The organism is Asaia sp. BMEF1 (assembly GCF_051628905.1).
In the GTDB taxonomy this organism is placed as follows: domain Bacteria; phylum Pseudomonadota; class Alphaproteobacteria; order Acetobacterales; family Acetobacteraceae; genus Asaia.
Window position 1 is genome coordinate 2,034,633 of the sequence record NZ_CP157575.1, and the last position, 13,377, is coordinate 2,048,009.

Genomic DNA, 13,377 nt, shown 5'->3' on the forward strand with positions numbered 1-13,377 from the left:
GTCGAATTTGACGCAAAATGATTTCGGTTTCGCGCATGACATGAAATTATCATGCGTGTTTCGCTGTCATATCCTATTAGAACACGGTTCTGAGGCTGGAGACCGCTTGGCTGAGCAGGGGTGAACGGCTATCAACTGCGACAAAATGTTTCATACTCCCTGAGCCGAGGTTTCCATGCGCTCCCTTGACGGCCTTGCCTGACCATGCAGGCACCTCTTATCCGCCGCCTCGGTCTGGCAGCGCTTATCGCCATCGTCCTGCTTGGGGTGGTGATCACGATCGTTCATGAGCATGGCGGTTCCCGCCCCGGCCGCCCTCTGGCGCAGCTGACACGCGAGAACGGCGTGGTGATCGTTACCGATGATTCTCCGCTCATGAAGCGTCTTCGTGTCGAGCCGGTCAAAGCCAGCATTCTGGCTCACGGCCTGCGTGTGCCCGGAATGGTCTCGGCTGAACCCAGGCGCAGTTTCAATATCCTGACTCCCGTGACGGGCCATGTAATCAGGACAGATCTTCAGCCTGGCCAGATGGTGCGCCAGGGCGATGTTCTTGCCGTGCTGGCCTCTGGCGATCTCGATCAGGCTTATGCCGATATGATGAAGGCCCGTGCCCAGCAGACCTATGAAGAGCGCGTGGTCAAACGTGCCCAGGATGTGCTTGCCGTTGGCGGTAACGCCCGCAAGGATCTGGATTCCGCACTCAACGATCTGGCTCAGGCCAAGGCAGAGCGTCAGCGCGCCGAGCGTCGTCTCGAAACCCTGAACAGCCGCACGGATCAGGATGGCGAAGGCCTTGTGCGCCTCGTTGCTCCGATAGACGGTCTTATTGCCAGCACAACACTCGCTCCGGGTGTCAATGTCACGGATGCAACAGCGGTGCAGGCGGTTCTGCTGGACCTTTCCCAGGTTCAGATAGACGCTGAGATTCCCGAAGATTCGGTTGGCATCGTTTCGCTGGGCCAGCAGATGAGCGCGCAGATCAGCGCCCTGCCGGGCAAGCATTGCGCTGCCCCCATCCAGTCGATCGAGCCGGCTTTGCACAGCGATACGAGACGTGTGATCGCCCATATCACCTGCGAGAACCCTGACGGGATGCTGCGCCCTAACATGTTTGCCGATATCGAAATTGCGGTGAAGCAGCCCGAGATGGTGATCATCCCCAAGACAGCGCTGCTCATGAACAATGACCGACTGACCGTTTTTGTTCAGGACGGCGCCCCGATGCATTTCCGTCGTCGTGCCGTGACGGTGAGTTATGACGAAGGGGACGCAGTGCGTGTTCTCTCAGGGTTGCAGGCGGGAGAGACGATTGTCACCCGTGGTGCCATCCTTCTCAATGATCATGACTGATTTGTCAGCGCCGCAGATGAGAGCCCTATAATCCGTGATCGCGACCCTGATTTCCTGGTGCTTCACGCGCCGGCATATAATTTTTATTTGCGCTGTCTTTCTGGCTCTGGCGGGCGGTTACGCCTGGCGCGTTCTGCCGGTCGAGGCCTATCCCGATCTCGGGGCGGTCAATGTTCAGGTCACGACCCAGGTTTCCGGCCTCGCCGCCGAGGAAATGGAGCAGCAGATCACCGTTCCGCTCGAGCGTGCGCTCGCTGCCGTGCCGGGGGTGACCGAAAGCCGGTCCAGCAGCACATTCGGTCTGTCACTCATTACCCTGATCTTTCATGACGGGGTCGATGTCTTTACTGCCCGACAGCTCGTGCTCGAATTGCTTGGCACGGCGAGCATGCCCGATGGCGTGACGCCCCAGCTCGGACCGATTACCGGGCCTGCTGGTGAAATTTTCCGCTACACGCTGGAATCGGATTCGATGGATCTGATGCAGCTCTCCGATGTGCAGCGCTGGATCGTCATCCCCACGCTTCAGCGCGTACCGGGCATTGTGAACGTCAATAATTTCGGCGGGCTCACGCGCGAATATCAGCTCGTACTTAAGCCCGACGCCTTGCTGCGCTACGGGTTGAGCACCGATGACGTGGTCAACGCCATCAAGAACAACAATGCCAATGCAGCGGGCGGCCGTGTCACACGCGGCGAGCAATCCTATATCGTGCGCGGCGTGGGCATGATCCATACGCTCGATGACATGAAGCGCATCGTGGTGGCCCAGCATAATGGCACCCCTGTCCTGCTGAGCGATCTGGGTCAGGTGCAGTTCGGTCATCAGATCCGCGAAGGTATTCTGGGCAAGGACAACAACCCCGATACGATCGAGGGTATCGTGACCATGCTGTCAGGGGCCAACCCGTCTCTGGTTCTGGATAACGTGCATGGTGTTGTCGACCAGTTGCAGGAGCGTCTCAAGCCGCTCGATGTCCGTCTCGTGCCCTATATCGACCGCGACAATCTGGTGAAGGCCACGACCCACAAGGTCGGCGAGACCATGGTTGAGGGTATCGGCCTCGTTCTGGTCATTCTCACGCTTTTCCTCGGTAGCCCGCGCAGTGCGGTGGTGACGGCGGTGACAATACCCCTCGCCCTGTCGACCGTGTTCGTGCTGATGCATTTCTTCGGCATGTCCGCCAATCTGTTTTCGCTCGGCGCCATCGATTTCGGCGTGATCGTGGATGGTGCCATCGTCATTACCGAGGCCATCTTGCGCCTGCGCGAGGAATCGCCGAAAGCGACATTGACCAGCACCGAAGTGCTGAGCGTGGCGCGTATCGCCGGGCGTTCGATCTTCTCCTCCACGCTCATCATTATCGTGGCCTACAGTCCGCTTTTCGCCTTCGAAGGCAGTGAAGGCAAACTCTTCCGGCCTATGGCCTATACGGTCAGTTTTGCGCTGATCGGCGCGCTGGCCTGTGCGCTTTGCCTTATCCCGACACTCAGCTACCTCGCTCTGCACAAACCGCGCCGCATCTGGCACAATCGTCCGCTCGAAGCGCTGCATCGCGCTTATGAACGCGGTCTCAACCATATGCTGGCGCGTCCGCTGGTGACCTATATCGGTGGCGGCGCAGCATTGCTGGCGGTCGTGATTCTGGGCGCTACGGTCGGTCGCGAATTCCTGCCCGATCTTGATGAGGGAGCGCTCTGGCTTCAGGTTCAGCTCCCGACGGGTATTTCACTCGATGAAGGCAGCCGCATTGCAAGCGAAGTGCGTTCGGCGATCAGGGAATTTCCTGAGACGTCCTATGCCATCACCCAGCTGGGTCGCAACGATGATGGCACCGATCCCTGGACGTTTTCGCATATCGAAATGCCGGTCGGGCTCAAGCCATACGATCAATGGGCCAGTGGCGAAACGAAGGCGCAGTTCATCAATCGTCTGCGCGAGCGGCTCGTCCAGATTCCCGGTATCAGCTTTGGTATCAGCCAGCCTATTCAGGACGGCATGAACGATCTGGTCGGTGGCGCGCACTCGCCATTGGTGCTGCGCGTCTACGGCAATGATTTCCATGAATTGCGACGCATAGGTCGGGAGATCGTGGGTATCTTGCATGATGTGCCCGGCACCGCCGAGGCCTCGATTTTCCAGGAGCCGCAAATTCCGCAGCTCATGATCACGCCTCGTCGCGACCAGGCGTCACGTTATGGCATTAATGTGTCCGACATCAGCACAGTCGTGCAGAATGCGATTGGCGATGCCGCCATCACCTCGGTCTATGTCGAAGACCGCGTCTATAACGCAACGCTGCGCGTCGGGTCCGACGATTTGAAAGACCTTGCCTCGATACGCTCTCTACCGCTGCGCTCGACCGATGGCGCGCCGATCCCTCTGGCAGAGGTGGCCGATGTGGGTCTGCATATGGGCGAGAGCAACATTGCCCATGAGATGGGAGAGCGTCAGATCACCATTCGCGTCGATAACGGCCAGCGCCCGCTCTCTCAATATCTCGAAGATGCCCAGAAGCGCATCGCTGCGCAGGTGCATTTCGACCCCCGCAAATATCGTCTGCAATGGGCAGGCAGCTTCGAGCAGGAGCAACGTGCCCAGGCCCGTCTGGGCGTAGCCTTGCTGGTCATGTTCTCGATCATGCTGCTGCTTCTGTTCATGGAGTTCGGCACGTTCCGACATGCGGTGCTCGTGCTCAGCGTCGTGCCGCTTGCCACGCTCGGCGGTCTGATCGCCCTGCATCTGCGCGGCGAGACGCTCAATATTGCGACTGCCGTGGGCTTTATCGCGCTGTTCGGTGTGGCCGTGCAGAACGGCATCATCATGATTGCAGCGATCAACCGACATCATCGCTCCGGGCTGAGCATCCATGACTCCGTTCTGGCTGGCGCAGGCGAGCGCTTCCGCCCCGTTCTCATGACGGCAACCGTCGCCAGTGCGGGTATGTTGCCAGCCGCTCTCGCCACCGGCGTCGGTACGGACGTGCAACGCGGTCTGGCCACGGTCGTCGTGGGCGGTCTCGGTATCGCGACCCTGCTGACCCTGTTCGTTCTGCCCGTCTTCTTTTTCGAGATGGAGCATTTCATCGAGCGCCGTAAGGCGCGCCGTTCGGGAGGCGTGTCATGAGAAAACAGCTTTTGCTGACCTGTGCCGGAGCACTGGCTCTGTCGGGCTGTGCCATCGGCCCGAATTTTCACCGGCCTGACATGCTCAAGAATGCCGCCTTTCAGAGCAACGCCCTGCCCGCCACGATTCATGGCACGCAAGGCAGCGGCGCCGCCGGAGCGGCCCAGACTCTGACAGTCGGGGCCGATCTGAGTGGCGAATGGTGGAAGGCGCTAGGTGCACCGCAACTCGATGGTCTCGTGGCGCGTGCCTTGCAGAACAACCCGTCGCTGAAATCGGCTCAGGCGTCGCTCAAGGCGGCCTATGAGCAGACGAAGGTAGCCGGAGCGCCGCTTCTGCCCAGCATTTCGGCCTCGTTCAACCCGACGCGCAACAAGACCTCTCAGGCGCTGTCGCCTGTGCCGGCCAATAACAGCTATCTCTATAATCTTCATACGCTTCAGCTGAATATCTCCTATCAGCCCGATCTCTGGGGCGGCTTGCGTCGTCAGGTTGAAAACCAGGCGGCTCAGGCAGAGATGCAGCGCTTCCAGCTCGTTGCCACCACGAATACGCTGATCAACACGCTGGTCGTCACCCTGATTACCCAGTCGAGCGTCAATGCCCAGATTGCGGCGACGAAAGACATCATCGCGACCCAGCAGAAGCTGCTCGATGTCATGGAAAAGCAGTATCGTCTCGGTGATATTGCCGAGGCGCAGGTTCTGGCGCAGAAGGCTGCCCTTGCACAGGCGCAGGCTACCCTGCCGCCTCTGCACCTTCAGGCCGAGCAGGCGCATGACCAGATCGCAGCCCTTGTCGGCACGACGCCGGACGAGGTTCTGCCGGAAATTCCCCTCGACGCCTATCGTCTGCCTGCCACCTTGCCGGTCAGCTTGCCGAGCGCCCTGCTGTCTCAGCGTCCCGATATCCGCGCGGCGGAATCGCAGATGCACAGCGCCAGTGCGCAGGTCGGTGTGGCCATTGCCAATCGCCTGCCCAATGTGCAGCTTTCAGCCACGCCGGGTCAGGCCGTTAATGCCATGAGCCAGTTCTTCACTCCCGGTTATGGCAACTGGTCGATCGGCGCCATGGTGGCGCAGCCCATTTTTCAGGGCTTCGAGCTGATGCATCTCGAGCGCCAGGCGCGAGACAATCTTCTGGCCGCGACAGAGCAGTACAAGAACACCGTGCTGACCTCGATGCAGAACGTGGCCGATACGCTTCATGCCCTGCAGGACGATTCAGACGCCCTGACCATCAGCGCGGCGAATGAAGATGCTGCCGTGCGCAGCCTGCGTATTTCGCAGAGCCAGATGTCCTACGGCGATATCAGTCCGATTCTGCTTCAGGCGGCGGTGCAGATCGAGCTTGAGGCCCGTCTCAACCTGATCCAGGCCAAGGCGACGCGCTACACCGATAGCGTAGCCCTGTTTCAGGCGCTCGGTGGCGGGTGGTGGCATCGTAACGATACCGCTATGAAGGTTCCCTCGACAGACTGGCACGCGGCGTTCTGACCTTCCTGGCGCGCCGCATGACCGGCGCGCACAGGAGAACCATCGCTGATGAAGTCCCCCCGTCTTTCCCGCCTGGCCCTGCTTGGCTTCGGTTGCCTTCTTGGTGCGACAACCGCGCTCGCCTCTCCTGCCTGGGCGGCCGCGCCTGACAGCAAGGCCGCGACGGCCTTCGACAAGCTGCTCGATGACGAATGGCAGTATCAGCTCAAGAACGCGCCGGAGCTCGCGACCTCCATCGGCGATTATCGCTACAACGACCGCTGGAGCGATCTTTCCCTCGCCCATATCAAGGGCTCCGTGCCCGTTCTGACCGGCTATCTCAAGCGCTTCGAGGCCATTGCGCCCTCATCGCTCGACGACCAGCGCCAGATCAGCCGCGCGATGATCATTCAGCAATTGCAGGACACGCTCGAAGGCATTCGTCTCAAGACCTATGAGATGCCCATCGACCAGATGAACGGCGCCCAGCTGCAATATCCTGGCTTCGTCTCCAGCATTCCGTTCGATACCACGAAGCATTACGAGGATTACCTCGCCCGCCTGCGCGCCATCCCCACGGCCATCGATCAGGTGATCGCCCTTGCCCGACTGGGCGAAAAAGACGGCCTGATGCAGCCGCGCTTCCTGCTCGAAAAAGCCGAGCAGCAGGTCGAGCAGATTGCTGCCCCCGAGGGCGAGAAAAGCCCGTTTGGCGAACCCGTCACGAAATTTCCGGCCAGCGTTCCCGCTGCCGATCAGGCGCGTCTGCGCAAGGCGATCGTTGCTGCTATCGATCACGATGTGCGCCCTGCCTATGAGCGTCTGGCCGCGTTCATGAAGCAGGGCTACGCCGCCTATGGCCGCGCTCAGGAAGGTGTCTGGGCGCTTCCGGGTGGTGACGCGCTCTATCGCTACGATATCCGAACCCTGACCACCACCACCATGACGCCCAAGGAGATCCATCAGCTCGGGCTCGATCAGGTCGCCAGAATCGAAGGCGAGATGGTCGAAATCGCCCATAAGCTCGGTTTTGCCGATCTGGCTGCCCTGCGCGCCTCCGTGGCCAAGGACCCCAAGCTCTACGCGACTTCACGCGAGCAGATCATCGATCTCTATCGCAAGGATATCGCCCAGATGGAGCCCGCGCTCACGCGTGACTTCGACAAGATCCCGACCACGAAGCTGGAAGTGCGTCCCGTCGAGCGTTATCGCGAGGCCGAAGCCGCCGGTGCCGAATATCATCAGGGCACGCCTGACGGCTCGCGCCCCGGTATCGTATTCGTCAATACCGGCGATTATGCCAAGCGCGATCTCTACACGATTGAAGACACCGCCTATCATGAAGGCGTGCCGGGCCATCATTTCCAGATCTCCACGGCCCAGTCCCTGCCGCTCCCGCCTTTCCGCCAGCAGGGTTTCTACAACGCCTATATCGAAGGCTGGGCGCTTTACGCCGAAGGCCTCGGCAAGGAGCTGGGATTCTATAAGGATCTCTACAGCGATTATGGCCGTCTGAACGGCGAACTTCTGCGCGCCGATCGTCTGGTTCTGGATACGGGCGTGCACGATCTGCACTGGACCCGCGCCCAGATGCTCGAGTTCTTCCACGCGCATTCGCCCACCAGCGAGCCTGACATGCAGGCCGAGACCGATCGCTACATCGCCTGGCCCGGTCAGGCTCTGGGCTACATGCTCGGCCAGCAGACAATCTTGCGCCTGCGCGAAAAGGCAAAGACCGAGCTTGGCTCGAAATTCGATATCCGCAAATTCCACGATGTCGTGCTTTCCGGCGGCGCCCTGCCGCTGAACCTGCTCGCCGATCGCGTGGATGCCTGGATCAAGGAAGTGAAGGCCCAGAAGTGAGAGGGCAGGCGGGGCTCTGCTCCGCCCCAGCCAAAGGGCCGTTGGCCTTTGGAAACCTGATTGATTAAAGCGGGGATCGAAGGGGCTTGCCTCTTCGCGGGTTCAGGGCAGAGCCCTGAGGTGACGATAAAAAAATCTCCATTCCGAAATTCTGTCGTTCCCACTGGCCTGCGAACAGGGCAGGATTGGGCGGATATGCCTCTGCTTTCGTCTCCCCCCAACAAGATTTCTCCCGATGAGCTGACTTCGCAGGAGCAGGCGCCTGCGGTCGATCTCAGGGCGACCCGTCCTGCGCGCTTTGTGCATGGCAGTATCATGCGTCATGTCGTGGTCATGGCGGGTACGGGGGCGATCGGGCTTATGGCCGTCTTCGCGGTCGATCTGCTCAATTTTTGGTATATTTCGCATCTGCATGACCCGGCGCTGACGGCAGCAATCGGCTTCGCAGCGGCGCTTGGTTATGTGCAGGTGGCGGTATCGATCGGAATGACGATCGGGCTCGGCGCCATTATCGGGCGACTGATCGGCGCGCGGCGCATCATACGGGCGCGGCGCTTTGCTTCGGCCTTCATGGTGGTGATGGTGGCCGTCACAGCGGTGCTTGGCTGTCTGACGGCGGCTTTGGCATCCTTTCTGCTTACGCTACTCGGCGCGCGGGGAGAGGCGCTCAATCAGGCCGTTGGATTCCTCCATCTCGTCTCGCCGTTTTTGCCGCTAGTCTGTTACGGCATGGCGCAATCGGCCCTGTTGCGATGTGTTGGTGATGCCCGACGCTCGATGCAGGTGACGCTGGTCGGTGCATTCGTTTCCGCTATTCTCGACCCGATTCTGATCTTCGGGTTTCATATGGGGCTGACGGGTGCGGCGATCAGTACGATCATCTCGCGGGGAACCGTGGTGGCCTTTGGTTTTTTCAGCCTGCGGAATCACCGCATGCTGGAATGGCCAAAACTCTGGGCGATTGCACCAGCGACGCGTCAGATAGGCGGTGTGGCTTTGCCCGCAATCGCGACGAATCTTGCTACGCCGATCGGCGGGCTGTTCACTACGCATTTCATGTCGCGTTTTGGTCTGGAGGCGATTTCGGGCCAGGCGACCATTGATCGCATCGTTCCTGTGGCCTTTGCTTTCGTGTTCGCCCTGACGGGGTCGGTCGGGCCGATCATGTCGCAGAATCTGGGGGCCGGAAAGAGGGATCGTGTGCGTGAGGCACTTTATGCCTCGCTCAAGCTGACGGCGCTGTGCGTGGTGCTGACCTGGGCCATTCTGGCGGCGTTCCACACCCCCATACTGCATCTGTTTGCGTCGAAAGGGGTAGCGATACGCATCGTCACGCTGTTTTGCTGCTGGCTGGTGGCGAGCTACTTCTTTGTGGGGCTGCTCTTCGTTTCCAACACGGCGTTCAACAATCTCGGGCATCCGCTCTATTCGACAGGGTTCAACTGGGGGCGGGCGACGCTAGGCACGATACCGTTTGTGTGGATCGGTTCTTTTTACGGACCGATCGGTATTCTGATCGGTCAGTCTCTTGGGGTCGTGATTTTTGGAAGTCTGGCAGCCTTTACGGCCTTCAGGGTCATTAAACGGATCTGAGAATGCTCACGGGCTGTTTATCGAGCTGATTTCAGAAGACTGACGGGTGGACATCGATTTCGATCTCGAAGGGAAAGTCTTTCGAAGCGTGCGGGGCGAGAGCAGAACCTGCGCAGCAAACAGTGTCGGGGAACAAGGCAGACGATATTGCCCAGACGGGAAATGCTGGTTTACGATGTCTGTGAAATAAGAAAAAATTTTATTTTAACCGACACATGGAAAAATAACTTAATTTCGGTGTCTTTATTTTTCTTTTTTGTTTTTGTTCAGAAAAATAATAATATATATTGCAATATATAATTTTATTTCAGTGTAGGTTTCAGGAATGTTTTTTGTTATTTGCCTAACTTGGATGCTCTATGTGGCAGAGTGAGAAATTTTTCTTTTTCCACCTACGCAACAAGAAGATACGACAATGTATTTTGTCGCATATCGCATCTTTCCTATCTGCCCTCCCAGATTGTAGTGAGGGACAAACAAGGCGGTGCGGATGCTCGGATTTGCCGTCCCTGAAAATGCTGTGACTGAGAGAAACGATGCGAATATTGTTGACTGGTGGCTGCGGGTTTATCGGCTCTGCTGTGGTCAGGCATTTGATCCGTCAGACGTCTCACGAGGTCCTCAATGTAGACTGCATGACCTATGCGGCTTCTGAGGAGACGGTTGGCGAGGTAGCGGCGGATCCGCGCTATCGTCATGCCGCCGTGAATATCGTCAATGGCGTCGAACTGCAGAAGCTCTTTGACGAGTATCGTCCCGATGCTGTGATGCATCTTGCGGCAGAGAGTCACGTCGACCGTTCAATCGACGGCCCCGGCGTGTTCGTCGAGACGAACGTGACTGGCACCTATGCGCTGCTCGAGGCGGCTCGTCGTTATTGGCAGACGCTCGATGCCGAGGCTCAGAAGGCCTTCCGTTTTCATCATATCTCGACCGATGAAGTGTTCGGCCATCTCGAACTTGATGATGCGCCATTCACCGAGACGACGCCCTATGACCCGCGTAGCCCGTATTCGGCGTCCAAGGCTGCTTCTGATCATCTGGTGCGCGCCTGGTACCACACCTATGGCCTGCCTACCTTTGTGACCAACACGACCAATAATTACGGCGTCTGGCACTTCCCCGAGAAGCTGATCCCGCTGGTGACGATCAACGCACTCGAAGGCAAAGAATTGCCTGTTTATGGCAAGGGCGAGAACATCCGCGACTGGCTGTTCGTCGAGGATCATGCCGAGGCGCTGGTCAAGGCCGTCGAGCGCGGTCAGCCAGGCGAGACCTACGCGATCGGCGCGCGCCAGCCGCGCACCAATCTCGATGTGGTCAAGACGATCTGCACCGTGCTCGATGAGTTGTCGCCCGATCCGGCCGGGCCACGCGAGCGTCTGATCCGTTTCGTCACTGACCGCCCCGGTCATGATTTCCGTTACGAGATCGACCCCAGCCATGCCGAAAAGGCCCTGGACTGGAAAGCGAAGCACGATTTCGAAACGGGCATCCGTCGCACGGTTCAGTGGTATCTCGACAACCGTCATTGGTGGGAAGGTATTCGCGCCCGCCGCTACACCGGACAGAGACTGGGAACAAAAGCATGAGCGCCGAAAAGACCAAGCCGATGAAGGGCATTCTTCTCGCGGGTGGGTCGGGCACACGCCTGCACCCCATGACGCTGGCGACCTCGAAGCAGTTGCTTCCGGTCTATGACAAGCCGATGATCTATTATCCCCTGACCACGCTCATGCTGGCGGGGATTCAGGACATCATGATCATCAGCACCCCGCATGATCTGCCGCAGTTCAAGCGTCTGCTTGGCGACGGATCGCAATTCGGCGTACGCTTCGAATACCGTGAGCAGCCCTCCCCAGACGGTCTGGCCCAGGCCTTTCTGATTGCAGAAGACTGGATCGACGGCGCCCCCTGCGCGCTGGCTCTTGGCGATAATCTCATCTTTGCCGATCATCTGAGCGTGCTTCTGCGTGCTGCTGCGGCCCGGCCTGAAGGTGCAACGGTCTTCGCCTATCAGGTGCGCGATCCCGAGCGTTATGGTGTCGTCAGTTTCGACGAGAGCGGGCGCGCGCAGCGTATTATCGAAAAGCCGAGCGAGCCTGAATCAACCTGGGCTGTCACCGGGCTTTATTTCTACGATCACCGCGTTGTGGAATTCGCCAAGAAGGTCAAGCCGAGCCCGCGTGGCGAACTTGAAATCACCGATCTCAACCAGATGTATCTGGAAGAAGGGTCGTTGCAGGTCGATCGTCTGGGCCGTGGCTGCGCCTGGCTCGATGCCGGTATGCCGGATAGCCTTATGCAGGCAGGGCTTTTCGTGCAGACCATTCAGTCCCGTCAGGGCATGCTGGTGGGTTCGCCGACTGAAGTTGCCTATCGTATGGGCTTCATCGATCGTGAGCAGCTCATCGTTCAGGGCAATGCCAAGAAGAAGACCGAACTAGGTCGTATGCTGCTGGAACTTGCGCACCAGACCCAGTCAGGCAGAAACTAGGAGCCGCCCCATGAAAGTCGAACGTCTCGCCATTCCAGACGTCATTCTGGTTACCCCGCAGCGTTTCAGCGACTCACGCGGGTTCTTTTCCGAGACCTACAACCATCAGAAGATGGTGGATGCAGGCATTGATCTGACCTTCGTGCAGGATAATCAGAGTCTGTCGGTTCAGAAGGGCGTCCTGCGCGGTCTGCATTCACAGGTGGCCCCTTTCGTTCAGGGCAAGCTCGTACGCTGCACCAAGGGCGCTATCTGGGATGTCGCTGTCGATGCACGCACAGGCTCGCCGACCTATGGCCAATGGGTGGCGGCGGAGCTTTCCGAAGAAAACTGGTCGCAGCTCTGGGTACCGCCCGGCTTCCTGCATGGCTTTGTGACGCTGCTGGAAAACACCGAAGTGCAGTACAAGTGCACTTCGCTCTATGACAAGGCATCCGAGCGTGCGGCGATCTGGAACTGTCCGCATCTGGCCATTGACTGGCCGATCAGCGAAAGTGAAGTGGTTCTGTCGGATAAGGACAAGGTCGCGCCGCACTTCACCGAAGCCAAGGGGTGGTTCCAGTACTGATGAGCACGGCAACGGAAAAACGTATTCTCGTCACGGGTGGTCAGGGTCAGCTTGCCACCTCGCTGAAAATGCTCGGCGGCGATCGCGTCGTGGTGGTGGGCCGCCCTGAATTCGATCTGGCTCAACCAGAAACGCTGGCGGCTACGCTGGAGCGGGTCAACCCGTCTCTGGTTGTCAACGCAGCAGCCTGGACGGCGGTCGATCTGGCCGAGAGCGAAATCGAGGGTGCGACGGCCGCCAATGAGACGGGTCCGGCAGAGCTGGCGCGTCTTTGCGCTGCGCGTGATGTGCCGCTGGTTCATGTGTCGACCGATTATGTCTATGCCGGTGACAAGGGCGCCCCCTATGTCGAGACAGATCCGGTCACGCCTCAGACCGTCTATGGACGCACCAAGGCTGCGGGCGAGCAGGCCGTTCTGAAGGCCCAGCCGCGTAGCATCGTCTTGCGTACCTCCTGGGTCTATTCGGGCCATTGCAAGAATTTTGTCCGCACCATGGTCAATGCCGGGGCAAAGAATACCCACCTCAAGGTAGTGGGCGATCAGTATGGCAATCCCACCAGTGCAGACGATCTGGCAAAGGCGATCCTCTCGATTGCCGACCAGGTCGAAGCTGGATGGCAGGACAGGTTCGCTGGTCTTTTTCATGCCAGCGGTACGGGTGAGACCAGTTGGCACGGTCTTGCCGTGGCCGCCCTTGAAGAAGCCACCCGTCATGGCCAGACCATGCCTGTCGAGATAGCTGCGATCCGCACGCAGGACTGGCCGACTCCCGCAAAGCGGCCTCAGGACTCCCGTCTCGATTGCAGCAAGCTCGAACAGGTTTTCGGGATTCGCCTTCCGGCATGGCGAGACAGCGTGGCCCGAGCGGTCGACGAGCATTTTGCGGGCAAGCCGGCCTGAGC

General features: G+C 59.2%; 9 protein-coding genes. All 9 read left to right on the forward strand.

The window, feature by feature from the left end:
* The first annotated feature begins 204 nt into the window (after window positions 1-204).
* The 9 genes from ABHV46_RS08925 to rfbD all read left to right on the forward strand — a co-directional run bounded on the left by ABHV46_RS08925 (window position 205) and on the right by rfbD (window position 13,375).
* Window positions 205-1,350, forward strand: a complete 1,146-nt coding sequence (locus ABHV46_RS08925; protein ID WP_438381180.1) for an efflux RND transporter periplasmic adaptor subunit — start codon at window positions 205-207, stop codon at window positions 1,348-1,350.
* A 34-nt stretch (window positions 1,351-1,384) separates the two neighbouring features.
* Complete coding sequence (locus tag ABHV46_RS08930; RefSeq protein ID WP_438381181.1) at window positions 1,385-4,477, forward strand: efflux RND transporter permease subunit; 3,093 nt, start codon at window positions 1,385-1,387, stop codon at window positions 4,475-4,477.
* Window positions 4,474-5,973, forward strand: a complete 1,500-nt coding sequence (locus ABHV46_RS08935) for an efflux transporter outer membrane subunit (RefSeq protein ID WP_438381182.1) — start codon at window positions 4,474-4,476, stop codon at window positions 5,971-5,973. Before ABHV46_RS08930 ends, ABHV46_RS08935 begins: the two co-directional genes overlap by 4 nt.
* 48 nt (window positions 5,974-6,021) lie before the next feature.
* On the forward strand, window positions 6,022-7,815 hold the full coding sequence (locus ABHV46_RS08940) for a DUF885 domain-containing protein (protein ID WP_438381183.1): 1,794 nt from the start codon (window positions 6,022-6,024) through the stop codon (window positions 7,813-7,815).
* A 315-nt stretch (window positions 7,816-8,130) separates the two neighbouring features.
* Entirely contained in the window at window positions 8,131-9,408 is a 1,278-nt protein-coding gene (locus ABHV46_RS08945; RefSeq protein WP_438384324.1) for an MATE family efflux transporter, read from the forward strand.
* 536 nt (window positions 9,409-9,944) lie between these two features.
* The gene (gene rfbB / locus ABHV46_RS08950; protein ID WP_336946926.1) at window positions 9,945-11,000 is read left to right on the forward strand and encodes a dTDP-glucose 4,6-dehydratase; all 1,056 of its coding nucleotides are present in this window, start codon (window positions 9,945-9,947) and stop codon (window positions 10,998-11,000) included.
* Window positions 10,997-11,905, forward strand: a complete 909-nt coding sequence (rfbA, locus tag ABHV46_RS08955; protein WP_336946925.1) for a glucose-1-phosphate thymidylyltransferase RfbA — start codon at window positions 10,997-10,999, stop codon at window positions 11,903-11,905. Before rfbB ends, rfbA begins: the two co-directional genes overlap by 4 nt.
* 10 nt (window positions 11,906-11,915) lie before the next feature.
* Complete coding sequence (gene rfbC, locus ABHV46_RS08960; protein ID WP_438381184.1) at window positions 11,916-12,473, forward strand: dTDP-4-dehydrorhamnose 3,5-epimerase; 558 nt, start codon at window positions 11,916-11,918, stop codon at window positions 12,471-12,473.
* Window positions 12,473-13,375: a dTDP-4-dehydrorhamnose reductase gene (gene rfbD / locus ABHV46_RS08965; protein ID WP_438381185.1), complete on the forward strand. Its 903-nt coding sequence runs from the start codon at window positions 12,473-12,475 to the stop codon at window positions 13,373-13,375. Before rfbC ends, rfbD begins: the two co-directional genes overlap by 1 nt.
* The last annotated feature ends 2 nt before the right edge of the window (window positions 13,376-13,377 follow it).

Bases quoted from the DNA above. Each gene is read 5' to 3' on its own strand.
- ABHV46_RS08925 (WP_438381180.1), top strand. From the start codon at position 205: ATGCAGGCACCTCTTATCCGCCGCCTCGGTCTGGCAGCGCTTATCGCC.
- ABHV46_RS08935 (WP_438381182.1), top strand. From the start codon at position 4,474: ATGAGAAAACAGCTTTTGCTGACCTGTGCCGGAGCACTGGCTCTGTCG.
- ABHV46_RS08940 (WP_438381183.1), top strand. From the start codon at position 6,022: ATGAAGTCCCCCCGTCTTTCCCGCCTGGCCCTGCTTGGCTTCGGTTGC.
- ABHV46_RS08945 (WP_438384324.1), top strand. From the start codon at position 8,131: ATGCGTCATGTCGTGGTCATGGCGGGTACGGGGGCGATCGGGCTTATG.
- rfbB (WP_336946926.1), top strand. From the start codon at position 9,945: ATGCGAATATTGTTGACTGGTGGCTGCGGGTTTATCGGCTCTGCTGTG.
- rfbA (WP_336946925.1), top strand. From the start codon at position 10,997: ATGAGCGCCGAAAAGACCAAGCCGATGAAGGGCATTCTTCTCGCGGGT.
- rfbC (WP_438381184.1), top strand. From the start codon at position 11,916: ATGAAAGTCGAACGTCTCGCCATTCCAGACGTCATTCTGGTTACCCCG.
- rfbD (WP_438381185.1), top strand. From the start codon at position 12,473: ATGAGCACGGCAACGGAAAAACGTATTCTCGTCACGGGTGGTCAGGGT.